20 protein-coding genes are annotated in these 25,593 nt (G+C 41.1%); 8 read left to right on the top strand and 12 right to left on the bottom strand.

All coding sequences use genetic code 11. The annotated features are described in order from the left end of the window. Positions 1-270 precede the first annotated feature (270 nt). Complete coding sequence (locus PSH48_RS03805) at positions 271-1,371, bottom strand: PQQ-dependent sugar dehydrogenase (protein ID WP_273610988.1); 1,101 nt, start codon at positions 1,369-1,371, stop codon at positions 271-273. 400 nt (positions 1,372-1,771) lie between these two features. On the opposite strand from PSH48_RS03805, the gene PSH48_RS03800 reads away from it, so the two are divergent. The 3 genes from PSH48_RS03800 to PSH48_RS03790 all read left to right on the top strand — a co-directional run bounded on the left by PSH48_RS03800 (position 1,772) and on the right by PSH48_RS03790 (position 5,058). After that, positions 1,772-2,815, top strand: coding sequence for a flavin reductase family protein (locus PSH48_RS03800; protein WP_273610930.1), 1,044 nt, complete (start codon positions 1,772-1,774; stop codon positions 2,813-2,815). Further along, positions 2,812-3,864 carry a fatty acid desaturase family protein gene (locus tag PSH48_RS03795; RefSeq protein WP_273610929.1) on the top strand — a complete coding sequence of 351 codons (1,053 nt, stop codon included), beginning with the start codon at positions 2,812-2,814 and terminating at the stop codon, positions 3,862-3,864. Before PSH48_RS03800 ends, PSH48_RS03795 begins: the two co-directional genes overlap by 4 nt. 150 nt (positions 3,865-4,014) lie before the next feature. Beyond that, complete coding sequence (locus PSH48_RS03790; RefSeq protein ID WP_083901793.1) at positions 4,015-5,058, top strand: branched-chain amino acid aminotransferase; 1,044 nt, start codon at positions 4,015-4,017, stop codon at positions 5,056-5,058. Positions 5,059-5,138: 80 nt separating this feature from the next. Here PSH48_RS03790 and PSH48_RS03785 read toward each other — a convergent pair whose 3' ends face one another. From PSH48_RS03785 to PSH48_RS03775, 3 genes are all read right to left on the bottom strand, one after another. Continuing rightward, positions 5,139-7,706: a TonB-dependent receptor plug domain-containing protein gene (locus PSH48_RS03785; RefSeq protein ID WP_273610928.1), complete on the bottom strand. Its 2,568-nt coding sequence runs from the start codon at positions 7,704-7,706 to the stop codon at positions 5,139-5,141. 445 nt (positions 7,707-8,151) lie between these two features. Further along, positions 8,152-8,463 carry an Mpo1-like protein gene (locus tag PSH48_RS03780; protein WP_138725016.1) on the bottom strand — a complete coding sequence of 104 codons (312 nt, stop codon included), beginning with the start codon at positions 8,461-8,463 and terminating at the stop codon, positions 8,152-8,154. Positions 8,464-8,680: 217 nt separating this feature from the next. After that, positions 8,681-9,973 carry an anti-phage deoxyguanosine triphosphatase gene (locus PSH48_RS03775; protein ID WP_273610927.1) on the bottom strand — a complete coding sequence of 431 codons (1,293 nt, stop codon included), beginning with the start codon at positions 9,971-9,973 and terminating at the stop codon, positions 8,681-8,683. 265 nt (positions 9,974-10,238) lie between these two features. Between PSH48_RS03775 and PSH48_RS03770 the strand changes: the two genes are divergently transcribed. Next, positions 10,239-11,048, top strand: coding sequence for a glucosaminidase domain-containing protein (locus PSH48_RS03770; RefSeq protein WP_029772709.1), 810 nt, complete (start codon positions 10,239-10,241; stop codon positions 11,046-11,048). Continuing rightward, positions 11,041-11,706, top strand: a complete 666-nt coding sequence (locus PSH48_RS03765) for a DUF2987 domain-containing protein (protein ID WP_031289865.1) — start codon at positions 11,041-11,043, stop codon at positions 11,704-11,706. Before PSH48_RS03770 ends, PSH48_RS03765 begins: the two co-directional genes overlap by 8 nt. Positions 11,707-11,758: 52 nt before the next feature. Here PSH48_RS03765 and PSH48_RS03760 read toward each other — a convergent pair whose 3' ends face one another. The 3 genes from PSH48_RS03760 to PSH48_RS03750 all read right to left on the bottom strand — a co-directional run bounded on the left by PSH48_RS03760 (position 11,759) and on the right by PSH48_RS03750 (position 15,547). Further along, the gene (locus PSH48_RS03760) at positions 11,759-12,763 is read right to left on the bottom strand and encodes a LacI family DNA-binding transcriptional regulator (RefSeq protein ID WP_096739481.1); all 1,005 of its coding nucleotides are present in this window, start codon (positions 12,761-12,763) and stop codon (positions 11,759-11,761) included. A 63-nt stretch (positions 12,764-12,826) separates the two neighbouring features. Continuing rightward, on the bottom strand, positions 12,827-14,155 hold the full coding sequence (locus tag PSH48_RS03755; RefSeq protein ID WP_273610926.1) for a glycoside-pentoside-hexuronide (GPH):cation symporter: 1,329 nt from the start codon (positions 14,153-14,155) through the stop codon (positions 12,827-12,829). A 60-nt stretch (positions 14,156-14,215) separates the two neighbouring features. Then, on the bottom strand, positions 14,216-15,547 hold the full coding sequence (locus PSH48_RS03750) for a GH1 family beta-glucosidase (protein ID WP_273610925.1): 1,332 nt from the start codon (positions 15,545-15,547) through the stop codon (positions 14,216-14,218). 258 nt (positions 15,548-15,805) lie between these two features. Between PSH48_RS03750 and PSH48_RS03745 the strand changes: the two genes are divergently transcribed. After that, the gene (locus PSH48_RS03745) at positions 15,806-17,080 is read left to right on the top strand and encodes a sugar MFS transporter (RefSeq protein ID WP_024033438.1); all 1,275 of its coding nucleotides are present in this window, start codon (positions 15,806-15,808) and stop codon (positions 17,078-17,080) included. Next, a complete protein-coding gene (locus PSH48_RS03740) occupies positions 17,080-19,632 on the top strand; it encodes a glycoside hydrolase family 3 protein (RefSeq protein WP_273610924.1) in 2,553 nt (850 codons plus the stop codon). The genes PSH48_RS03745 and PSH48_RS03740 overlap by 1 nt, the downstream gene beginning before the upstream one ends. A 49-nt stretch (positions 19,633-19,681) precedes the next feature. Here PSH48_RS03740 and PSH48_RS03735 read toward each other — a convergent pair whose 3' ends face one another. Both PSH48_RS03735 and PSH48_RS03730 read right to left on the bottom strand, forming a co-directional pair. Then, a complete protein-coding gene (locus PSH48_RS03735) occupies positions 19,682-20,695 on the bottom strand; it encodes a GGDEF domain-containing protein (protein ID WP_273610923.1) in 1,014 nt (337 codons plus the stop codon). Between the two features lie 292 nt (positions 20,696-20,987). Beyond that, the gene (locus PSH48_RS03730; RefSeq protein ID WP_064385002.1) at positions 20,988-21,881 is read right to left on the bottom strand and encodes a TIGR01777 family oxidoreductase; all 894 of its coding nucleotides are present in this window, start codon (positions 21,879-21,881) and stop codon (positions 20,988-20,990) included. Between the two features lie 170 nt (positions 21,882-22,051). Between PSH48_RS03730 and PSH48_RS03725 the strand changes: the two genes are divergently transcribed. Further along, positions 22,052-23,086, top strand: coding sequence for an AI-2E family transporter (locus PSH48_RS03725; RefSeq protein ID WP_024033443.1), 1,035 nt, complete (start codon positions 22,052-22,054; stop codon positions 23,084-23,086). A 110-nt stretch (positions 23,087-23,196) separates the two neighbouring features. Here PSH48_RS03725 and PSH48_RS03720 read toward each other — a convergent pair whose 3' ends face one another. From PSH48_RS03720 to PSH48_RS03710, 3 genes are read right to left on the bottom strand one after another with little or no spacing between them, the layout of a single operon-like run. After that, positions 23,197-23,601, bottom strand: a complete 405-nt coding sequence (locus tag PSH48_RS03720) for a hypothetical protein (RefSeq protein WP_029772701.1) — start codon at positions 23,599-23,601, stop codon at positions 23,197-23,199. Then, the gene (locus PSH48_RS03715; RefSeq protein WP_004586805.1) at positions 23,588-24,925 is read right to left on the bottom strand and encodes an ATP-binding protein; all 1,338 of its coding nucleotides are present in this window, start codon (positions 24,923-24,925) and stop codon (positions 23,588-23,590) included. Before PSH48_RS03715 ends, PSH48_RS03720 begins: the two co-directional genes overlap by 14 nt. After that, positions 24,919-25,593, bottom strand: a complete 675-nt coding sequence (locus tag PSH48_RS03710) for a response regulator transcription factor (RefSeq protein WP_004586804.1) — start codon at positions 25,591-25,593, stop codon at positions 24,919-24,921. The genes PSH48_RS03715 and PSH48_RS03710 overlap by 7 nt, the downstream gene beginning before the upstream one ends.

The following is a 25,593-nucleotide window of genomic DNA, read 5'->3' as shown; positions in this document are numbered from 1 at the left end:
TTATCCCCCTAGGCAGAACCCGAAGGGCAGCGCATGTTTGGCATTTATGCTGCGTTATCGCCTATTTATGGGGAGTAACCACACTTCATAGGCTCTGCCTTGCCTAAAAACCAAACATACTGTTGCAAATTCAACCATCAAAGAACAACACGCCCTAGCATTACCATACGCTACAAAGAGCTAAATAGTTCTTTTAGCTGAAGGGCGTTTACCTTGTTATATAAAAACAAGGTAAACGCATTATTTGCTATGCTGCGGTTACTAACGGTTTTATTGCTCAGGCTCAAGGCGTTTAATTCCTTGTCCGTCAATGCCTAAGTAAATATAGCCATCACTGCCTTGTGCTAAGCTGCGGACGCGGCCTATTCCTTCTAAAATTTTATATTGCTTTGAAACACCTTTGTTAGATATTTCCAGTGCACTTAAAAACGAAAACTTCATAGACGATAGCAAAAGCTTGCCTTTTAATTGCGGGTACTTATCGCTGCTAACCAATAACATGTCAGAAGGGGCAATGGAGGGGGTCCAATGCAGTACGGGCGATTGCATGCCGTCTTTTTCTTGTATGTCGGTAAACGACGTACCGCTGTAATTAACCCCATAGCTAACCACCGGCCAGCCATAATTAGCGCCCGCTTTAATTATGTTTAGCTCATCGCCGCCGCGTGGGCCGTGCTCATGAGACCATAACGTTTGTGTTGTTTTATCAAACCACATGCCTTGCGGGTTACGGTGTCCGTATGACCAAATAGCGGGTTTAGCGCTTTTTTGATTTACAAACGGGTTATCACTTGGAATACGGCCATCAGTGTGTAAGCGATAAATTTTACCGCCATCACGGGTTAAGTCTTGCGGATTTTTATCGCGCGCGCCGCGATCGCCAATCGAAAAGTAAACATACCCTTTGTTATCAAACACAATACGGCTTCCGTAGTGCTGGCCTTTTGTGCTGTTATGCTCACCTTTGTATAGTAATTGTGTGCTTAAAAGCTCAGTGCGATCGTCACTAAGCTTGGCGCGCATTAGGGCTGTATTACTGCCACTTTTAGCGCCTTGGGTACTTGAGTAAGTTATGTAAAGCCATTGACTATCGTTTGCGTCGCTATGTAGGGCTAAATCTAGTAAACCGCCTTGCACGTTGGCATCAATTTTTGGCAAACCCGAGAGCTTAGTTAAGTTAGATGAGTTTTTAGGCAGTAAATAAAGTGTGCCGCTTCGCTCGCTTATAAGTAAATCACCATTACTTAACGGCTCAATAGCCCAGGGGATAGTTACCCCTTTAGCCACACTGACGGCCTTTACATTGAGCGGTAATACATCAAGGGTTTTGTAATCTACAGCTGCCACCGGCGTTGAAACGAGTACAGCTATAAACGCCGTTGATAATGTTTTAGCAATCGTTTTTATAGGTAAAAACACAGTTGTTGTCCTGTCCAATAAATAAGCAAGTAATACCTACATTAGCATGCTGTTGATGATTTTGCTAAATGTAGTGCTTTAATAAAAACTATATATATTTCAATAATAAAGAGTTTACCCGCAGTGCTGTATGGCTGTTTTTAATATTTTAAACAGCTATTTATTACACCTTAATTGAGGCTTTAGTACAGCGCTTTAAATTAGGACGCTGCGTAAAAATCGTGCTAAAAAACTGAATATTTACTCTAATACTATTGAAATTAATTTTTTTGGGCGTACACTTGTGCGCTGAAGTTTGAGCGTACACATGTAAGTTCAAATTCAATATTTAATATCCAAGAGATTAATAGTGATGATTACTAAAGTATTAGACCAATTTTCGAAGTGGTTTTTACACCATCAAAGCTTTGCAGGCTACATTGAGCCCATTATGCAAATGGTTAAGCCTGCGTGGCGTGCTGGTCTTTATAGAGCAAAAATAGAAGAGCTGACGCAGCACAATGGTGATTTTTTAAGTATTACCTTAAAGCCTACTCAGCACTGGCAGGCACACAATGCTGGCCAACATATTAGTTTAACGGTAGAAATAAACGGGCGTTTATTAACTCGTGTTTTTACGGTTGCCTCAAGCCCTGAGCAATTTAAAACTACGGGCTTGGTGCGTTTATTAATTAAAACTAATGAGCAAGGGCGTTTTACAAGCCTTTTAAGCAGTGCTTTACGAGTCGGTGAGTGGTGCAATATTTCAGCGCCTAGTGGCGACTTTGTTTATAAAAACACCCAAAACAATGCAACGTTTATAGCGGGCGGCTCGGGTATTACACCTATGCTTGCCATGATTAGTGAGCATTTAAAACATACAACACAAAAAGTATCGCTGATTTATTATGCCAAAGCCGCAGCGCACCAATGTGTAGACGAGCTAAGCGCATTAGCAAACCAGTTTTCGCATTTTTCGTTTTTACTGCTCACACGCGAGCAATCAGGTGATATTACTCGCCATGTAAATGTATGGGAAAACCCAGACATATACTGCTGTGGGCCTGCAAACTTTATGAAAACGGTGTGTGACTTTGCTAAAAAACACCATTTAAATTACTACCAGGAGGCATTTGGTTTAACGCTGCCAAGCCAAAATGACGACAGCCTGTTTAACGTACAGATTGATAGCAGCGCTCATATCGTAAATGCTAACAATGCATTGTTAGCACAGTTTGAGGCAAAACAATTACCGGTTAAACGCGGGTGTGGCATTGGTATTTGCCACCAGTGCCAGTGCATTAAAAAGTCAGGCGTGGTGCGTAATTTAAAAACTGGTGAGTTGAGTGATAACGGCGAGCAGTTAATTCAACTGTGTGTAAGTCAACCTGTTAGCGACTTGGAGTTACAGCTATGAAAAACATAAACTTTGATCAGTTAGCCCACGATTTAGATAGCATAAAAATGGATACGCTAGGCAAAGTAGGGCAACAAGATGCAAACTACATTCGCTCGGTTGTTAAAAAGCAGCGGCTATGTGAGTGGAGTGGCCGTATTTTACTTATGCTGGGCTTTATTCAGCCACTTTTATGGGTTGCGGGTGTACTGTTATTGGCGCTGGCAAAAATTTTAGACAACATGGAAATTGGCCACAATGTTATGCACGGCCAATACGATTGGATGAACGATAAGCAGCTTAACTCGCAACACTACGAATGGGATATTGCTTGCGATGGGCAAAGTTGGCTTCGCGTTCATAACTTTGAGCACCACACCTACACTAATATTATTGGTAAAGACCGCGACTTTGGTTATGGTTTATTGCGTTTAAGCAATGATTTTAAATGGCGTTTAAAAAATGTGTGGCAGTTTATTACGTATATTAATTTAAGTGTGCTGTTTCAGTGGGGGGTGTCGTATCACGAACTGGCAGCGGAACGTGTGTTTATAGGTAAAAAGAAAGAAAACCGCGAAGGGGGTGTATCGCATTCTACTCTAAAGCAGCGCTTTTTTAGTAAAGGTGCGCGCCAATTAATAAAAGATTATGTGATATTTCCTTTACTGGCGGGCCCTTTGTTTTTATGGGTATTAGCAGGCAACTTACTGGCAAATTTGATCCGTAATTTATGGACCTCAACCATTATTTTTTGTGGCCACTTTACCGAGGACACAGAGACCTTTAAACAAGAAGACTGCATAAACGAAACGCAAGGGCAGTGGTACTATCGCCAAGTTTTAGGCTCATCAAATATTAAAGGCCCGCATTGGTTTCATGTTTTAACTGGGCATTTAAGTTGCCAAATTGAGCATCACTTATTTCCTGATATGCCGTCCTCTCGCTATCAAGAAGTGGCCCCGCAAGTGCAAGCCGTTATGCAAAAACACGGTATTGATTATCATACAGGTGGTTTTTTTAAACAGTATAGCTCGGTATTAAAACGTATTATTAGGTACTCGTTTAAATAAATAATGTGCCTTTAAAAAGCCGATTAATGAAGATGCATTAATCGGCTTTTTTGTATGTGCTTAGCAATATGGCCAATTTATAAACAGCAGTTGCAAAAAATTCTTTTTGATAATTAAAAAAGCCTCAGTTTTGCTATGGTTAAATGATGCATGAATGTCATACAATGGAGAAAAATAGACCACACAAGAGAGATTAAAATGGCCGCATTCGGTACCGTGTTTATGCCGCAGATGATTCAAGCTCGTTTTTCTGATAACCAATGGAGCGAAAGCTCAATCGTCCCTTCCGATAAACTTGAACTTCATGCGGGCGCGCACGTCCTTCATTATTCAAGCACGTGTTTTGAAGGCTTAAAAGCTTTTCGCCATGAAGATGGCTCTATTTATATTTTTAGAATAGATGCAAACATTGCGCGTATGCAGCAAAGCTCAGCGTTATTAAGCTTACCAAGTTTTGACGGTCAAATGCTAAAAGACATGATTATCGAGATTGTTAAAGAGTATGCTGATGAAACGCCATTACCACCGGGCTCTATGTACATTCGCCCAACTCACATAGGGACAGAGGCTGCCATTGGTAAAGCGGCTGCACCGTCAATGAGCTCGTTGTTATATACACTTTTGTCGCCAGTTGGCGATTACTTTACCGGCGGCGCTACTGCACTGCGTGTATTACTTGAAGAAGATGGCATGCGCTGTGCCCCGCACATGGGCATGGTAAAAAGTGGCGGTAACTACGCCAGTGCACTTGCACCAATTAGCGCAGCACGCGAAAAATACCAAGCCGATCAAATCTTGTTTTGCCCTGGCGGCGACGTACAAGAAACAGGTGCAGCTAACTTTATTCTGATTGATGGTAACGAAATTATTACCAAAGCGCTTGATAGCACGTTTTTACATGGCGTAACCCGTAATAGCATTTTAACCATTGCAAAAGATTTAGGCATGACGGTAAGCGAGCGTAACTTTAGCGTTACCGAGCTTTTAGAGCGTGCTGCAAAGCCAGGTACAGAAGCTGCACTTTCAGGCACTGCTGCGGTGTTAACGCCGGTAGGCACGTTTATTCATAACGATAAAGAATACAAAGTAGGCAGTGGCGAGCCAGGTCCTACAACAGCGCGATTACGCCAAGCATTGAACGATATTCAATGGGGTAAAAGTGAAGACAAACACGGCTGGTTAACTAAAATCTAATTGATTTTAGCAGTTCGCAGTAAAAAGCCACCGACTAGGTGGCTTTTGTGTTTTTGAGTACATTCTGAAATGTTTAGCGCTTAAAACTTCATTTCTATTTTGCCGTACACGTAACGGCCATTAAATCCGTAGGGCGAAAAGCTCGAATAAGCAAACAAGCGAGAAAAAGTAGAGACTTCTTCTACATTTTCGCGGGTAGGATCTGGGTATACATCAAAAATGTTATTGGCACCTAAACTAAGCGTTAGGTTATCAGTAGCGGCATAAGCCACATCTAAATCAGTGATCCACTTAGGTTTTAATACCTCGTTTAGTCCAGGCGTTGATGAAGGGTCTTGGGTTTCACCATAACGCGTAGTTCTAAGTGTGGTACGCAGCGCATCATGGGTCCATGTAGCACTTAAATTGTATTTATTGCGCGGGGTGCTTACTTCAAAGCGGCGCAGCTCTGTACCTGAGAACAAGTTGTCTTGATCAAACCCAGCACCTTGCAGTTCAGCGGGCGGGTCAATAATATCAGTGACTTCATTTTTGCCGTAGTTATAGCCTAAGTTAAAGGCAATATCGCCATAGCCATCGGTGATTAAGTTGTACGAGGCAACCACATCAACACCGCGCGTTTTACTATCTATAGCGTTTAAGAAAAAGCGGCCTTGGTTAGCGCCCGTGCCTGCTAGCAACTCTTCTATTGCTGCGCCCGATAAATTGTTAGATAAAACAATACGGTCATCAATTAGTATTTGATAGTAATCAACCGATAAGCTGAAATTAAAGTCGGTAGACCAAGTAAAGCCAACCCCGTAGTTAGTGGCTTCTTCGGCATCAAGGCCCGGTGATCCAAGCGCTTTGGCTACATCGCTGCTTGGTGCAAAGGTGCCGGTTTCGGTCGGAACGCTATCAACAAATACGGTAGCAACCGAAGTAAAATATTGCTGTTGTAATGAAGGCGCTCTAAACCCTGTTGAGGCTGAAGCGCGTATGGCTAAATCTTCGGTTAACGAATAGCGCGTTGCAATTTTGCCGTTAAGTGTATCGCCAAAATCTGAGTAATCCTCATAACGGGCTGCCACAGCAATATTCCAATCATCTGTCAGGTAGGTTTCTAAGTCTATGTAAAAGCTTACATTGTGGCGGCTGTTGTCACCTTCTGATTCAGGTGTAAAGCCTGGAAATACCTGCGCACCTGCTGCACCAAATGGGCCATCTTCGCCTGTGACTACGCCACCTGGGCCAAATGAGCCTTGTGCGTATGAGGCTTCTTCGCCAGCTTCTATTTGATAGCCTTCTGTACGGTACTCAGCCCCAATGGCAACACTTACTGCGCTTTCTAAAAAGCTGACGTCAACTTCGCGGCTTAAATCAACATTTAAAGTAAGTTGATCGTATGTCAGCGTACCGGCATCAAAGCGTGTTTGGCTAGTGGGGCCGTATGACGTATTTAAACTATTGGTTACACCAAATTCGAACGCATCTTCACCATACACAGCCGATACATCGTAGTTCCAATCACTTATAAAGCCTTTAACACCTAACGCGAGTGAGTAGTCGTTTATATCTGAGGTGATCACAGGTAAAAATCCGTCGGGGTATATTTCTTCTATATTACGGCTATCGCTTGCGCGTCTATAAAAACCAGCGCCTTCACCTTCACGTTTGCTGTAAGAGCCAAACGAATATAAATCGATATCGTTTGTTAATTGATAACCTGCATTATAAAAAACCGATAGGTCTTCTACATCCCCATTACCAAAGTTATGGTTATAGCGGTTAACTGTAAACTCGCGAGGGTCGAGTGAGCCATCTTCTAGTCGGTCGTAGTTTTCGCGTTGATCGTAATCGGCACGGTTAGTTGAGTGGCGGTCGCGGTATTCAGTCGAAATGTTTAAAAAGCCATTATCACCAAGCTCTAAACCAATATTACCTTGCAAAGTAAGCGTTTGCCCATCGGTTAAAGAGCGATCGCCGCCTTCGGTAAATGCTAGGTTGCCATCGCTACCCTCAGATACCGATTCAAGCTGAGGCACACCATCCATTTCGGTGATATTAGCCCCATAAATAGCCGCAAGGGAGCCGCCACTGCTTGCGCTTTTAAGTACAATATTAATCACACCCGCTATAGCATCAGAGCCGTATTGCGCCGCAGCGCCATCGCGTAAAACTTCAATGCGTTCAATAGCATTAGCTGGTATTGCATTTAAATCTACAGAAGATGAGCCACGCCCCGTTGAACCATTTAAATTAAGCAGTGCGCTACTATGACGACGCTTCCCATTAACCAGCACTAAGGTATGATCGGGTGCTAAACCACGAAGTTGTGCAGGGCGTACATGATCACTGCCATCGGTAAGCGATGCCTGTGGAAAGTTAAAACTAGGTAACAAATTGCTCAGTAGCGCGTTTGTTTCCGTAAGGCCTGAACTGGTAAGCGCCTCAGCGCCAATAATATCAATAGGTACGGCGCTGTCTTCAACTGTGCGCCCTAAACGGCGTGAGCCAATAACGCTTATTTGCTCTATATCTTCTTGTGCTTGAGGTGTTTGCTGTGCCGCGTGGGCAGTAAACGCACCAAATAGCGAAAGCGATGCGCCCACAGCCACTGCTGTACTCACTTTTAAGTTATTTAACCTAAACGGTAGGCTTTTATTCATGTTGTTAATCCTCATTTGATCACCCATTGATTTAAAATTTTTGTTTTTATAGCTGCTACTTTTTAATGGAGCTGCTTTGAGAACATAAACCGCATTAACAAAATGAGTCAATTGAATAACATTCAATTAAAATTAAAGGGTATATAGTTACAAGGTTTAATTAACAAGACTAAATGAGGTAAAAGCTATAAATAGGCTAGGGTTTGTAAGTATTTGATGGAGCTTGAAATAATTGGTAAATATGGCGTTTACTTTTAATTAACAGGTAAGAGCAGTGCGCACACCTTTAATAATGGCTGTTACTCAGTGTTTTTTTAAATTAAGTGTATAATCCACCTTTTATATGTTAAATAAATTAACATATAAAGAGCAGGTTATTTAAGCTGAAATTTGTATAGCGTTTAAAAAGGTTGCGAGTGATTTTTATAATAAAATAATATAAAAATTAAAATTTTATTTTACCGATAAGTATATCTTTAAACATGACCCAATCTCCCCATAAGCTATAAAGGGGGTGCTTAAAAGTGGCGGGGCGGTTTTTTTCAAAAAAGAAATGCCCAATCCAAGCAAATCCGTAGCCAATAATCGGTAATAACCACAGCAAGCTATATTGCTGCTTGATTAATGCAATAAAGATGACAGCAAGTACCAGCGTGCTGCCAATAAAGTGAAGCCTTCTGCAGGTTACATTGCGGTGCTCTTTTAAGTAATACGGATAAAACGCTTTAAAGGAGTTAAAAGTGTGTGGTGTGTTCATAGTCAATGCTCTTATTTTTATAGTTTATTAAATATACAAGGGCCTGCTAGATTTTGCAGGAAAAATTGTTGCAAACAAGAGGTTATTTAACTGCGGCGCTAAGTTTGTAACCGAGTGGGCTCGATAACGGCTTTTGCTCACGCCTATTTATTTGCAATAACCCCTTACACAGGCTCTTAGTTTAACCAAACGCTTAGCAGGATGTGCTCTTGGCTTTTTATTGTACTGGTGAGAATAAACGCTGATAGGTTTTATAGGCGTACTCATCGCTCATGCCGCTTAGGTAGTCGCATATTATGCGCATCCCTTGGTTTTGTTTTTCAGCGTCTAGATAAAGCGCTTGCGTTGTTTCGGGTAATAAACGCAGAGGGTCACTGGCAAAAGCGGTAAATAATTCAATCAGTAAGTTTTGACCTTTAAACTCTATTTGCTGCATTTCAGGGTCGCGTATTAAGCGATTAAATACAAAATGTTTGAGTATTTGTAAAACGCGCTCGTACTGTGGGTCTAGCTTTGCAGTGTACTTTAAAATAGGGCACTCAAAATCACCATGCTGAACATCTAAATGAATATGAATAATAAATATATTTACCAGCTCGCCTATGGCGTCTTTACGCTCAAAATCGTTTTTTGAAAATAAGCGTTGGGTAAGCGAGTCTAATTTAGTGTTTAACCAATCGTAATTAAGCGCGTTTAAGTGGGGTAATGCATGTGTTTGCCAATCATCTAGTGTGAGCACTTTAGTGGCTATGGCATCTTCTAGGTCGTGCACTGCATATGCTATATCATCGGCATGTTCCATTATGGCGCTATCTAACGATTTATAACGGGTTTTTGCACGGTACTGATCTATTGGTGCATGGCTAGTTAATAGCGCTTTGTCGTTGTCGCTTAAAGGGGCAATGATCCATTTAAATATTTGTGCATCGTCTTTGTATAAGCCTTTAGCGGGGCGCCAATCACCTGCTTTTATAAATGAGCGTGTGTTATTTACTTTCGGAATGGTGTGCCATAAATCGTCTATAAATGCGGGATATTTAATAAAGCCAAGCAACGTGCGGCGCGTTAGGTTCATGCCGTGGCCGTTAGAGTAAGGCTCAAGTTTAGCGACTATACGCAATGTTTGTGCGTTGCCTTCAAATCCACCGTGCTCACGCATCATATAATTTAAGGCAATTTCGCCGCCATGGCCAAACGGGGGATGACCTATATCGTGGGCTAAACATAAGGTTTCTAATAAACCGGTAGAGGGGAAGTGTTCAAAATCGCTGTGCTGTGCTTTTAAATGCCGCAATATGCCGGTACCAATTTGCGATACCTCCAAAGAATGCGTTAAGCGAGTGCGATAAAAGTCGTTTAAGCCTATTCCCATAATTTGGGTTTTTGCTTGTAAGCGCCTAAAAGCTGCGGCATGAATTATACGAGAGCGGTCTACCTGCCAAGGGGAGCGATTATCGTTAGGGCGATTTTTATACTGTTTTATTATTCGGCTTTGCCATTGCTTATCCATACTGCTTACTCACAAAACGTTGTTATACACGGTATAAGCTCAGTATACCCATGCCCTAATAAATTGCGAATGAACAAGTACATAACCTTAGCTGGTGGATAATATATTTATCGCAAGCAGCCACTTTAGCATTTTTTAGCAAAGCGTGGCCCTTAAATGGTTACACACTGGGTGTTATTCGCGTTTATATAGTGGCTTAGGTATAATGGGGTTTCGTATGTGTGTGTATTAACCATGCATAATTGTTGTTTGAAAGAGAGACTACATGCTAAAAACCATTTTAAAGCTGTTACTAAGCGTATTTTTTTTATGGGCGCTTGCATATCCGTTTATGCAAAGTAATGAGCAAGAGGTTGAAGAACAAACCACAGGTGAACAACCTAAAAAAGTAAAGAAAAAAGAAAAACCCCTGCACAATGTTACCTTACCTAAATTTTCTGAATTTGCTGATGTAAAAGAGAAAAAACAGGCATTTTTTGATTTTATTCGCCCACATGTTGAGGCTGAAAATAAAAAAATATTACAGCAACGCGCTAAGTTAGAAATTGCGCGTATGATGCTTGAATACAACGAACCGCTCGAGAAAAAACAACAGCGCGACATCGTTAATATTTTAAAAGCCTATGGCTTACCTGAAACAGTAAACACTCTAATTTTAAGCCAAGCGCTGCGCCGTGTTGATATTATTCCTAAAGAGCTTGCGCTAATGCAAGCGGCGAATGAGTCGGCGTGGGGTACATCGCGCTTTGCACGCATAGGGCTTAACTTTTTTGGCCAATGGTGCTATTCAAAAGGCTGCGGTATGGTGCCAAGACGCCGCAATAGTGGAGCGGCGCACGAAGTTGCTGCATTTAAGTCGGTACGCGCGGCAGTAAGCTCGTATTTTAGAAATATAAACACGCATAATGCCTACAAAGATTTACGCCTGATACGCGAAGATTTACGACAACAGCAAAAGCCCATTGCGGCAACGGCACTAACGCATGGTTTAATGTCGTACTCAGAGCGAGGCGAGGCCTACATAGAAGAGCTAAACACCATGATTAACCAAAACAGAGCTTACTTTGATGAATAAAAAACGACTCATAAATATTAACGCCATACTCATTTTATTAAGTTTGGCGGCAAGTACCGTCAATGCCAAAGAGTTTGTTATGTCGTACGATGGCTTTTACGATAGATTAAAAGTGGTTAACAAGGGCGACTTTCAGTATGCAAGGGTTAACTTTTACATTAGCGATATTGCCACAAACGAGGCATGTGCTATTAAAAGCGGTACAATTTTAACTGAAAATAACGAATACCCGCTCAACTTTACCGATAAAGCACAGTTACTTTTACCGTTTGATAAGCAGCTCGATACGGATAAAGCCGTTATTGTTGTAGAGCCACAAAATCCTGATCACGATTGTCAGTTAAAATTGCAAATTGAGGCCAGCGAGTTTGAAGGGCTTAGCTTAACTAAAGATTCGTTGTACACAATTAATAACGAGTTAGATGAACTTTTAACAGATTTATCGGGCTTTTTTGTTAGTAAACTCATGTGGTTTTTATTGCCTGAGCAAAAAGGCGTTGCTGTAACATTTAAAGAGCCTGTGACCTTTAATAACCCACATATACAGTGCGAAAAATCAATCTGCTACTTTGCAGTACAGGATAACTGGGAAGACGACGTAAATCTGCTTGGTGATATAGAAAACGTAGTTAAAGTAACTCCCTGGATAGCAAAATAAGTTGCAGGGTTTAATAAAAACGGCGCTTAATATAGCGCCGTTTTTTTATGCGTTATTTTGGCAGTGCTTGTGTTGAATCACGTTTTATAAGGGTGGGTTCAAACACGCGGTTTATGTGTAAGTTTTTATACTGATACACATCTTGTAGCACCATTTTTGCAGCCATTTCACCCATTTCTTCTACGGGGTTATCTATGGTGGTAAGTGTAGGGTAAAGATAATTGGCAAATATAACGTTATCAAAGCCAATAACCGACAAATCGTTTGGTAAATTAAAGCCATGCTCACGGGCGTATTTCATAGCACCTGATGCCATTTCATCGTTGGCACACACTAAAGCACTAAACGGAATACGCGTGTTGAGTAGTTTTTCAAGGCCTTTACTGCCGCCAATTTCGTTAAAATCACCTTCGTAAAACAGCGCCTCATTAAAAGGGATGTTTTTTTCGTGCAGTGCTTTTTTATGGCCTTTTAAGCGGTTTCTGGCATCGGCTTTAACTTGCGGCCCCGCGATATAAGCTATATTTGTGTGGCCTTGTTCAACAATAGATTTACTGGCTAAGTAGCCGCCGAGTTCGTTATCTAGGCTAATGCAGTTACTTTCAAGTGAATGTACGTATCGGTTAATAAGGTAAATAGGGGTTTTACCTTTACTTAGCTCAATTAGGTAGTCATCACTGACTGACTCTACATGTAAAATTAGCGCATCGCATTTGCGGCTAATTAAAAATTCAATGCCGTCTTTTTCTTTGTCGTCTTCACTGTGACCGGTGGTAATAATAACGTGCTTACCCGCGGCGCGCAGGGCTGACTCTATGCCTGCCATCATTTGAGCAAAGAAAGGACCATGAAGCTCTGAGACCAAAATACCCACGCTGTTGGTTCTGTTTGAGGCAAGCGATTGCGCAATAGAGTTGGGCTTATAGCCCAGCTGCTGCATTGCATCGAGTACTTTTTTAGTGGTTTTTTCACTTACGCGGGTGTTTTTATTCATTACCCGTGACACTGTAGCTAACGATACGCCAGCAAGCTCCGACACTTCATAAATTGTGGCCATGTTATTGTTAACTCACTTATATCCTTTATTTTGGCGGGCAAATAATACCGTACCCACCAAATGTTAACTAGCACTAGTTTTTAGCGATGCCTGTATAGAGGCTAACTGTGCGTTATTGAGCGTGTATTTACGCATGATAAATGCAACAAACAAAGAACCAAACGCCGGTATAATAGTAAACGATAATAAAATACCCTGCTGCGTATCAAGGCTCTGCATTGTTTGCGCCTGATAATTATAAAAAGACAGCAGCCAGCCTGCAATTGCACCGCCTAACGCCACACCCATTTTTATAAAAAATATAATGCCCGAATACACAAGGCCAGTAATTCTTACCCCAGTTTTGTGGTGCCCGTAGTCTATGGTGTCGGCCATTTTTGCCCATAGTAGCGGGGTGGCCATATCTAAAAAAAATTTCCACAAAATAAAGGCAGCAAATGCCAAGGTAATGTTATCAGGGGAGATAAAATAGCTCACAATACATATGCCCGCAGCGATTAACTGCAAACTAATATAGGCTTTTATTTTACAAAATCGCTTAGCCAACGGCTGAGCACACGCACACCCAACCATACTGGCAACCACTCCTAGGGTCATAAAGGAGGTAATTAAATCTTCTTGCCCTAAATAGTATTTAACGTAATAAACCCCTAAGGTTAAACGTAATACTTGGCCAGTGAGTAAAAATAGCGCGGCAGCGCACAGGACTCGCCATTGATCGTTTTTAATTAAGGTTTTTAAACTTTTAAACAACGACAGGTTTTGCTCAGGCGGTTGCTCTACGCGCTCTTTGGTACCAAAAAAACACAGTAAAAATAACACTAAGCCAAGCAAGCTCATTGCCGTCATGGTGTATTGGTAGCCTTTGGCATTATCGCCTTGGCCAAAGTATTCAACCATTGGCATTGTACAGCCCGCAACAATAACGCCGCCTAACATACCAAACACAAAACGATACGATTGCACGCTAACACGCTCTTTTACATCGTTTGTGAGCACGCCACCTAATGCGCAATAAGGAATATTTATGGCGGTATACGCCACCATAAGCAAGGTGTAGGTAGTAAAGGCGTAAATAATTTTATCGGTGCCTTCAAGCTCTGGCGTGGTAAAAGCTAAAATACTAATAAGCGCAAAGGGCAGGGCAAGCCACAATAAATAGGGCCTAAAATGGCCAAAGCGCGACTGGGTTTTATCGGCTAAGTTGCCCATAACTGGGTCGGTGATGGCATCAAACAACCTAACCACTAAAAACATGGTGCCTACCACCGCAGGAGAAAGCCCTACTACATCTGTGTAGTAAAGCATTAAAAACATCATAACTGTTTGAAAAATAATATTACTTGCCGTATCGCCAAGGCCATAGGCTATTTTTTCTTTTACACTTATCATGATGTTAGGTTCTCGCTTTTTGATTTTTATTTATGCGATTAATCGAATAGCTTTTATTGGCTATTTGCGGCTTTGTATCAAGCTTTTATAAGCTTGGCCACTGGCTTTTATAGTACGTTGCTGAGTTTTATAATCAACGTAAACAATGCCAAAGCGCTTTAAATAGCCCTCAGCCCATTCAAAATTATCCATTAAGCTCCACGCAAAGTAACCAATAATATTAACCCCTTGCACTGTGGCATCGTGCACGGCATTTAAGTGGTTATGATAATAGTTTAGGCGATCTACATCGTTTACCTCGCCATTTTTAATGGTGTCGGGCATAGCTGCGCCGTTCTCGGTAATATAAATAGGCGGTAAGGTGTAGGTGTTATTAAGCGTTACAAGTAAATCGGTAAACGACTGCGGGTAAATTTCCCAGCCCATGTCGGTTAAAGGGCCTTGTGGAGCAAGTGGATCGTATACATCGCTAGGATGCGCTTTGTATACTTGGCGCGTATAAAAATTAATACCTAAGTAATCAATAGATTGTGAAATTATGTCCATATCGCCTGGGTGGATTTCAGGCTGCTGATTGCTAGGAAGCTGTTTTATAATTTCTGGGTATTGGCCATCCATTATTGGTTTCATATACCATTGATTTAAATAATCATCGGCGTAGCGAGCTGCATTAATATCCTCTGCTGACTGCGTTAATGGGTAGCAAGGTGTAAAATTAAGCACAATACCATTTTGAGTATTAGGCGAGGTTTGCTTTAACACATCCATTGCCAAACCATGGGCGAGCAATAAATGGTGCGCCGCTTTTTTACCGTACTCTTTGCCCACTAAACCTGGGGCATGTATGCCTACTTCGTAGCCTAAAAAGGCACTGCAAAAAGGCTCATTTAGGGTCGCGTACGAAAATACCCGCTCGCCAAATGCTTGGCTAATAAGCTTTACATAGCGAGCAAATTCATAAGCTGTGTCGCGATTTAACCAGCCGCCTTTGTCTTCTAAATGTTGAGGTAAATCCCAGTGATATAGCGTTACAAACGCTTTAATGTTGCGCTTATTAAGCTCATTAAGAATATTAGTATAAAACTTTACGCCCTCAGGGTTTAGCTCGCCCGATAAGGTAATAACGCGCGGCCAAGAGATAGAAAGTCGATACGCATCTACGCCAAGCGAGTCTATTAATTCAATATCGTTTTGCCACTGGTTGTAATGATCGCAGGCAACATGCCCATTTGAGCTGTCGGCTATTTTGTTGGGTGTATCGCAAAAGGTATCCCATATACAGGGTAGGCGATGCTCATACCCGCCTTCAATTTGAAATGATGCCGTAGCCACACCATAAACAAAGTTTTTTGTTAATAGAGGTGAATGAGATGGTAACGATAATTTTGTCATTAGTAACAAACCTTTTTAAACCTTAAATGCATAAATAGCCACTGTATTTACTGCGATGAAGCGTAAGGGCGCGTTTATAAAAAAATAAAACTTGTTGAAATATGTTACATGTTCGTATTTAATTACACGTGAAAGCGCTTACATTTTTAGATTAGTGTTAATTGATACGAAGGTCAACTCTTTAATGTTGCTGGGTTACACGGCAATTTTTAATAACGACTTTTGCATTAATTTATAATAATAAATTGCGGAGAGCCCATGGCCAGTTCAGCACCACTGACGACACACACACAGTCGCAAAACTACCAAGATAAAAACTATGGTTTTGCATTAACATCTTTAACTACTTTATTTTTTATGTGGGGATTTATTACCTGCTTAAATGATATTTTAATCCCGCATTTAAAAGCGGTGTTTAACCTAACTTATGTTCAGGCAATGCTGGTTCAGTTTTGTTTTTTCGGCGCTTATTTTTTAATGTCACTGCCAAGTGGCTATATAGTTAAAAAATTAGGGTATAAAAAAGGCATTGTAGTGGGGTTACTTATAGCGGCATGTGGTTGTGTACTTTTTTACCCAGCCGCGGCGCTACATAATTACCCAGTATTTCTGTTTGCTTTATTTGTTCTGGCAAGCGGTATTACCTTATTGCAGGTTTCTGCGAACCCTTATGTAAGTTTATTGGGCGCCCCTAAAACAGCGTCTTCTCGCCTTACCTTAACGCAAGCATTTAATGCGCTAGGCACAACGGTTGCCCCTACATTTGGTGCATTTTTGATTCTTGACTCTGCCTCTGAAGCGTTTTTAACACCGGCACAAAATGCAGAGTCGGTACAACTTCCTTATTTACTATTAGCAGGCATGCTTATTTTACTAGCCGGTATTTTTGCATGGCTTAAATTGCCAGACATAATGAATGAGCAAAAAGAAGCCGCTGAAAAGTCAGAGACAATTGAAGGTAGTGCATGGCAATACCGCCACCTAACACTCGGTGCTGTGGGTATATTTATGTATGTAGGTGCAGAGGTTGCGATTGGCAGTTTTTTAGTTAGCTTTTTAGCACAAGAAAATATTGCTGGATTAAAAGAGCATGTTGCCGCTCACTACATCACATATTATTTTGGTGGAGCTATGGTGGGGCGTTTTATTGGTGCAGCGGTAATGCAAAAATTACCCGCAGGTAAAGTACTGGGCTTTAACGCAAGTATGGCTATTATTTTGGTGGTTATTGCCATGAGCACGTCGGGTCAATTAGCAATGTGGTCAATACTACTGGTTGGTTTATTCAATTCTATTATGTTCCCAACTATTTTTAGTTTAGCGTTAAATGGCCTTGGTAAGCATACCGCACAAGGCTCTGGTATTTTGTGCTTGGCGATTGTAGGGGGTGCAATAGTGCCTCTTTTACAAGGTGCACTTGCTGATAGTGTGGGTGTTCAACTTTCGTATGTTTTACCTATTTTTTGTTACTTATTTATCGCGTTTTATGGTTTAAGCGGAAGCAAACCAGTTCAAGCTCAGGAGACTCTATAATGAAAACCCCTTTTTCACTTAATAAAATAGCACGTGCCTCATTAATTGCATCACTAGGCATTTTAGCGGCTTGTTCAAATGACGCGACAACCACTCCTGAAGCTAATAATGCGTTGTCTAAAACAGAGAAAATTTGGCCAAAACTTAATATTGCCGTAAAACAAGACCCAGAAATTGAAGCCAAAATAGCAGATTATTTAAAAACGATGACACTTGAGCAAAAAGTAGCTCAAATGATTCAACCAGAAATTCGTGATATTACCGTTGAAGACATGCGCAAATATGGCTTTGGCTCATACCTAAATGGGGGCGGCGCCTTTCCTAATGGTGATAAACACGCAACACCAATGGACTGGGTAAAATTGGCTGAAGATTTTTATCAGGCGTCGGTAGATGATTCTATCGATGGCAGTAAAATACCCACAATGTGGGGCACCGATGCGGTACATGGTCACAATAATGTAATTGGCGCGACCTTATTTCCGCATAATATTGGTTTAGGTGCGGCAAACAACCCTGCATTGATTGAGCAAATAGCAGCTATCACTGCGGTTGAAGTAATGGCAACGGGTATTGATTGGGTATTTGCACCTACAGTGGCAGTTGTGCGTGACGACCGCTGGGGCAGAACCTATGAAGGTTATTCAGAAGATCCTCAAATAGTACGTGATTATTCAGCCGCAATTGTAAATGGTTTACAGGGCAAGGCCGATGGCGACTTTTTAAGTGATAAACGTGTTATTAGTACCGTTAAGCACTTTTTAGGTGATGGCGGCACAGTCGATGGCGATGATCAAGGTAATAATATCGACAGTGAGCAAGATTTGTTTGATATACATGCCCAAGGTTATGTAGGTGGCTTATCGGCGGGAAGTCAGTCGGTTATGGCATCGTTTAATAGCTGGCATGGGGTTAAAAACCACGGCAATAAATACCTGTTAACCGATGTGCTTAAAACCCGCATGGGCTTTGATGGTTTTGTGGTAGGGGATTGGAACGGCCACGGTCAAATTGAAGGCTGTACAAACGAAAGCTGTGCACAGGCTGTTAACGCGGGGCTTGATATTTTTATGGTGCCAACGGGCGCTTGGAAGCCGCTGTACGAAAACACCATAGCGCAAGTGAAAGCTGGCGAAATCAGCATGTCGCGCATTGATGATGCAGTAAGTAGAATTTTACGCGTTAAATTGCGTGCCGGTTTATTTGATAAACCAAGTCCGGCTAAGCGTCAGTTTTCGGGTAAAACTGAGCTAATTGGTGCGCAGCAGCACCGCGAAGTTGCGCGTCAAGCAGTACGTGAATCACTTGTTTTACTTAAAAACAAAAACAATATTTTGCCTCTTGATGCAAACCAAACTGTACTTATTGCCGGCGATGGAGCCGATAACATAGGTAAGCAGTCGGGTGGTTGGAGTATTACTTGGCAAGGGACAAATAACAAAAATGCTGATTTTCCTGGTGCCACGTCTATTTACGCAGGTCTTGAAAAACAAATTACTGAGGCGGGTGGTCGTGCCATTTTAAGCGTGGATGGCTCATATGAGCAGCGCCCAGATGTAGCCGTTGTGGTATTTGGTGAAGAGCCTTATGCAGAAGGCCATGGCGATAGAGATAACCTTGAATTTGAGCGTGGTAATAAAAAATCGCTCGCGTTATTAAAGTCGTTAAAAGAGCAGGGTATTGCGGTTGTATCGGTATTTATTTCCGGTCGCCCTATGTGGGTTAACAGTGAATTAAATGCCTCAGATGCATTTGTTGCAGCATGGCTGCCAGGTACAGAAGGCGGCGGTATTGCCGATGTTATTTTAAAAGGTAAAGATGGCAGTATTCAACATGACTTTAGCGGCAAGCTTTCGTTTTCATGGCCTAAAACAGCAGTACAAGCAACGGTTAATAAAGGCGATGACGATTACAGCCCATTATTACCGTACGGCTTTGGTTTAACTTATGGCGATAAAAATGTATTGGCTGATAATTTAGACGAAGACTCTAAATTAGATAACTCAGCACTCACTAGTATGGATATTTTAGTTGGCGCACCGGTTGCTCCGTGGCGTTTATTACTTAAATCTGGCGATGAGCTATTAGATGTATCAAGCAGTACTCATCAACTAGGTTCACTTAAATACCGTACTGAGGATAAAACAGTTCAAGAAGACGCGCGCCAATTTAATTTTAGTGGCGAGCAAAAGGCAAGTGCTGAAATAGTCACAAGCTTTGCAGAAGATACCATTACGTATTTAGAGGCTAATGGCGTTATTAGTTTTGATATTAAACTCAATGAGCCACTAACCGATGACGTAAACCTTGCTATGACTTGTTCAGGTGAGTGTGGTGGTGCGATTGCCTTGAGTAAAATGGTTGATCAATCAATCAAAAATAAATGGCAGTCGGTGTCGGTAGACTTACGTTGTTTTGCGAACCAAGGCGTAGACTTTGCAAGCCTTACAAGCCCGTTTAGTTTACATGCAAGCAGCAAAACCTCAGTGTCGGTAGCAAACATTCAGTTTGTGCCTAATAAGGCAGACTCTGCTGGGCTTAAATGTCAGTAATCATTTTGTTTTAGTGTGTATGTCAAAGCCCTTCAATTGAAGGGCTTTTTTATGTGCAAACCGGTTTGCTATTTATAAAAGGGTTTTGTGCAGATTCATATATAACTTTGTCGCGTCCTGTGGTTTTAGCAATATACAAGCGCTTATCTGCCGCACTAAGTAGCGATTTAAAAGAGCTTGTTTGAGTATCGCTGCACACCACTCCAGCGCTTATTCTTAAATAAATGGTGTTGCCGTAATAGCTAAAGGGCTTGTTTTTAATGTTTTTTCTGAGGGTGTTTGCCGCGCACTGTGCCTCATTTAAAGTGCAGTGGCTAAGTAAAATTGCAAACTCTTCGCCGCCAACACGTGCGGTAACTGCGCTGTTAGAAAAAAGCGCTGCAATATGCTGCGAAACCCATTTAATTGCCTCATCACCTGCATCGTGTCCGTATTCATCGTTAACGCGCTTAAAAAAGTCTATATCGACCATAATAATGCTAAGGGGATGCTCGGCATTATTTTTATTAAATAACGTATTGGCCACTGCATTTAAACCGCGTTTATTTAATAGCTGGGTTAATGGGTCGCGATTAGCAAGGGAGTTGAGCGTATGCTCTGTATTGGCAAACACTAAAAAAGGCAGCAATAGGGCGGCGCTAGTGGCAAGTATTAAGTGTACAGCCAAAGTAAATTGCAAAACAGAGGCAAAATTAAAGTTGAGCGCAGTAAAAAACGGAAACAGTAATAAAACTCCCTGTATTAGCATAACGAGTGCGTGCAGTAATAGGCAAAGCAGTAGCATACGTTGTTGTAATTTTGCTATAAAGCGGGTGTTTAAAACAATATACGAGGCATACAAAAATAACCCTGCCACAGTTAAACTAACCAATATTTGCTCTGCTGCGGTGTTGTAAACTACGAGTAAAAAAACCGCAGCCATGATGAGTAAATAGCTAACTTGCCTGCATATGCTTTTATTTAAAGGGCTGAGTGCTTTTAATCCCATAATTAAAAAAAGTGGGCAAGCAATAATAAATAAACTGGCAAAGTAATGGGTAATAAACGGCCATGCAATGATCATGCGTAAGCTTGCGCATAGTATGGCGAATGTAAAGGTGGTACAAGCTAGGCCAAAATATAAAAAACTAGTTTGTTTTTTATATTGATAAATAGAGATAAAATACAGCCCAATTATAAGGTTTAAAATAAAAGAAAGGCTTATAACGGTTGGTAAGTGCAGCATAGAAAGGTTCTTTTATTATAAAACGACTATTTTAATGGAGACTAGATACTAAAGCTTATATTAATTACAGTAACCTAGCTTAAAGTAGTATTTTTATAACCTTTAGTAGGTGTATCTATGCTGAATACACCTACTTTATTAAACTTCTCAGAGCCGAATCTATATCCGTAAAATGAAAACGGTAATTATGCGCTAACGCTTTTTTGGGTATTACATATTGCCCAGTAGTGAGCAAATCAGACATTTCACCCATTAACACTTTTAACACAGGGCTTGGCATGGTTAGGGCCGCAGGGCGAGACAATGCTTTACCTAAACTTTTGCTAAACGCTTTATTGCTAACCGGGGCGGGTGCAGTGGCATTAATTGGCCCGCAAAGCGATGTGTGTTTTATAATAAATAAAATCAGTTGGATCATGTCATCAATATGAATCCACGACATACCTTGCTCCCCATCACCAATGGGGCCACCTGCAAAAAATTTAAACGCAGGAAGCATTTTACTTAAAGCGCCGCCGTTTTTGCTAAGTACAATTCCCGTGCGTAATAAACACACCCGTGTTTTATCACTTTGCGCTTTTAGTGCCGCGTGCTCCCACTCTTTACATAGCTGATGGCTAAATTCATCATTTACATCGTCGGTGTCCTCATCTACGGGGGTATCGCCTTGGCGGCCATAATAGCCAATGGCACTACCAGATATAAATGTAGCAGGGGGCGTGCTGCAATTTAAAATAGCATCGCTGATTTGTGTGGTAAGGTTTATTCTGCTGTTTTTAATTGTTTGTTTTTGTGCCTGCGTCCAGCGTTTGTTGACGATAGGTTCGCCGGCTAAATTAATCACAGTATCAACATGGTTAAAATTAACCTCATCAACCGTGCTTACTACATCAATATTATGACCAAGTAATACATGGGCTTTGGTTTTATTTCGGCTCAGTACAGTTACTTTATGATGATGTAGCAAAAAAGGCGTTAAGTGTTTACCTATTAGGCCTGTAGCGCCTGTAAAAAAAATATGCATAAAAATCTTACCAATTTTAAGTGTTCGATTTGTTTAAAATGTATACTATTTAAACTATCTTAATGCAAATTATTACGTTAACTAAAAAACAACGATCACTTTGTAAATATTTCATTTAATTAGTTTTTGCCTTACACTAAAGCGAATTTCATAAGAAAAGGATTGGCGCGTTGGCAAGTTTAACTGGCGTAAATAAAAGCTTAATAATATTTGCAGCCCTGGTGGTTGTATTAGCCGGTATTAAGGCCGCAAGTGTTATTATTATTCCCTTTATTTTGGCGGCGTTTATTGCCATTGTATGCAACCCGCTGATCACATTTTTTGGTCGCTATCGGATCCCTAAAGGGGTTTCTGTTGTTATTGTGGTGCTTATCATTGTGGGCTTAGGTGTAAGCTTAGGCGGCCTTGTAGGACAATCAGTTAACGACTTTTCTCAGCAACTTCCTGAATATAAAGCCCAGTTACAAGAAGAGTTTGTTTGGCTGGTCGATCTTGCATCGCAATACAATATCTTAATCGATAGAGATCAAATTCTCTCTATGTTTGACCCAGGTAAAATGGTCGATGTAGCCACGAATATGCTTACCGGCTTAGGTGGCGTAATGGCGAACATGTTTTTAATAATTTTAACTGTGGTGTTTATGCTTTTTGAAGGGCCAGCATTAAGCAAAAAAATTCATATGGCACTTGCCGACCCAGATAGAAAAATGGAGCAAATTGACCGTTTTTTGGTTTCTATTAATTCGTATTTGGCAATTAAAACATTAGTGAGTTTAGCCACCGGTATTATTGCAGCATTTTATTTATGGATTTTAGATGTTGACTACTTTGTGCTGTGGGGCGTGTTGGCCTTTATGTTTAATTATATTCCTAATATAGGTTCTATTATTGCTGCAGTACCGGCTGTATTGTTAGCACTGATCACACAAGGACCATTAACAGCCGGGCTTGTAGGTGCAGGGTATTTAATTATTAATACGGTAATGGGTAACATTGTAGAGCCTAAATTTATGGGTAAAGGGCTTGGGCTTTCTACCTTGGTGGTGTTTTTGTCGTTAATATTTTGGGGTTGGTTATTAGGCACTGTAGGCATGTTGCTATCGGTACCTCTTACCATGATTGTTAAAATAGCCCTAGAGGCAAGTGATGAAGGGCGCTGGGTTGCCACGCTACTTGGTACTGGTGAGTCGATAGACGATAAATAATATCAATTGGTTTTCATAGTTTAAAATTGCGTATTTGATTAAATAATTGATACAAAAAAAGCGATTAATACACAGTATTAATCGCTTTTTTTATGGGTGTTAATCCCCGTTTAAAGTGGCTTTTTAAGCACTTGAGTAAACTGTTCAATAAGTGCAAGTTCACATAATTTGTAATCAATAGCAGCTTGGCTGGCATTTGGCAGTTTTAATATATAGCGCCATTGGCAGCTTGCTTCAATATACTTTTGGTGGTTGTCGACGCTGCGCTTAAACAACATCAGTATTTGCGTATTTCCGCTTTGCTCTTCTAATTTAGTGAGTTCATATTTACGTTTTTGAACCCAAGTACCCTGATTGTATTTAGCCTGATTTATTTGGGTGTCTAAACACTGCGTATAGCGTTTAGTTTGGCTTGGCGTTGCGTTTTGCTCAAGCGTACACTGTGCTTGCGCACTGACATTAGCACTTAGTGCTAATAGGCTCGCAAGTGTAATTAAAAGGCTATTTTTTATCATTGTAATTAAACTCTAAAATAAATTGTGCGCCGCCCAAGGTGTCCGACTTATTAATCGTTAAGTGTCCGTTATAAGATTTGACCAAGTCCGAGACTATCGCCATACCAACACCATGGCCGCTTTCGTAAGTATCAAGGCGGGTACCACGGGTTAATAAAGACTCGCGTTTATCCTCGGGTACACCGGGTCCATCGTCACTAATGCCTATGCACAGTGTTTTACTTTGAATAACTTGTATTTCTACTTGCGAGCGACACGCTTTACAAGCGTTATCAATTAAGTTACCCAGTAACTCCATTAAATCTGTTTGGTCACCTAAAAAGTAATCTTTATCGGTCACGGTGCAATTAAATATAATGTCTTTATCGCGATATACCTTGGCCATTGCACTTAAAATAGAATCAACCACTGGTTTAACTGGAGTTTGCTTTTTCCATGTATCTGAGGCGCCAGTAGCTGCACGCTTTAACTGATGCTCGATCATCACATTTATTCTATCAAGTTGCTCTTGGGCATCGGCATCATTAGCAAGCGGGCTTGATTTTAATACCGCAAGGGGTGTTTTTAATGCATGCGCTAGGTCACTTAAAGAGGCTCTGTAGCGCTCTTTTTGACGTTGCTGCGACTCTAGTAATAAGTTTAGGTCTGATTTAATTGTTTGCAGCTCTACAGGGTATAAGCCTTTAATTTCTTGAATATCGCCCGACTCAATGGCTTTTATTTCTTTATCAAGACGTTGTAACGGCCGGCCGCTCCAAATAAACCCAATTGCCATTAAACCGGCAATCGCAATACCCATTATAAACATCCAATCGACTAGGGTTTGCTTAAAGCCATCCATTAACCTTAGCAATGCATCGTTTCGTTTGAGTAATATAAAACGTGCCTGTTCAGATTGGTCAATATTATTTAAAATGACCGTTAGGCTTAATTGCCAGTAAACCGCATTGTTGTAAACCACACGTCTAAAGTCGGCCGCACCTGCTTTAGGCTCTATGTACTCGGGTTTAAAGTTTACGTTTACAGCCGACTCTGAGTGCCAAACAGGTACATCATCGCGGTAAATCATGGCGTAGGTATCTGAATTTAAGTTATTAAGCTCAGGCGTTAAAATTGTGCTGGGCATAATAATGCCGCGCTCAGTAAAGTCGACTTCAGAAATAAGGGAGTATAAGTGGGCTTCTAGATTTTTTTCGGTGGTTTCGACTAATGAGGCGTAATACGCTTTACCAATCGAGTAAAACAAAATAGGCAGTGCCACCAATAAAACAAAGACAAGGATAAATCCTTGCCTTATTTTAAGCGATATTTGCGATGCTACCACTGACTTTTAAGCCTGTAACCACGCCCACGTAGTGTTTCTACTGGGTTTAATGTGCCTTCAGGGTCTAATTTTTTACGCAGACGAAGTACAAATACTTCGATAACGTTAGAATCAAGATCGAAATCTTGGTCGTAAATATGCTCAGTAAGTTCTGATTTAGAAATTACTTTTTGCGGGTTAACCATTAAATACTCAAGTACTTTGTACTCATAAGCAGTAAGGCTAAGTTCTTTGTCGTTAACCCAAACTTGTTGCGAGCGAGTATGAATTTTAATTGGACCTGCTGTCATTTCTGGGTTTGCTTTACCCGCACTGCGGCGAATAAGTGCATTACAACGCGCAATTAATTCTTCAACATGAAACGGCTTGGTTAAGTAGTCGTCGGCACCTGCATCTAGGCCTTCAACTTTGTCTTGCCAGCGGTCGCGCGCCGTTAAGATTAAAATAGGGATAGTCACGCCTTGTGCACGTGCTTTATTGATTAGCTCAATACCGTCAATTTTTGGTAAGCCTAAATCAACCACCGCCATATCTAGCGGGTATTCTGTAATATGGAATAGGCCAGCTTCGCCATCGTGACATAAATCAACACTGTAACGTTCTTTCTCTAAAGCATTACGTAGGTTGTCTGCTAAGTGTAAATCATCTTCTATAACTAAAATTCGCAT

The sequence above is a fragment of the Pseudoalteromonas sp. Angola-4 genome (genome assembly GCF_028599265.1).
Lineage (GTDB): Bacteria > Pseudomonadota > Gammaproteobacteria > Enterobacterales > Alteromonadaceae > Pseudoalteromonas > Pseudoalteromonas atlantica.
This window is presented reverse-complemented; position numbering and strand designations above follow the sequence as displayed.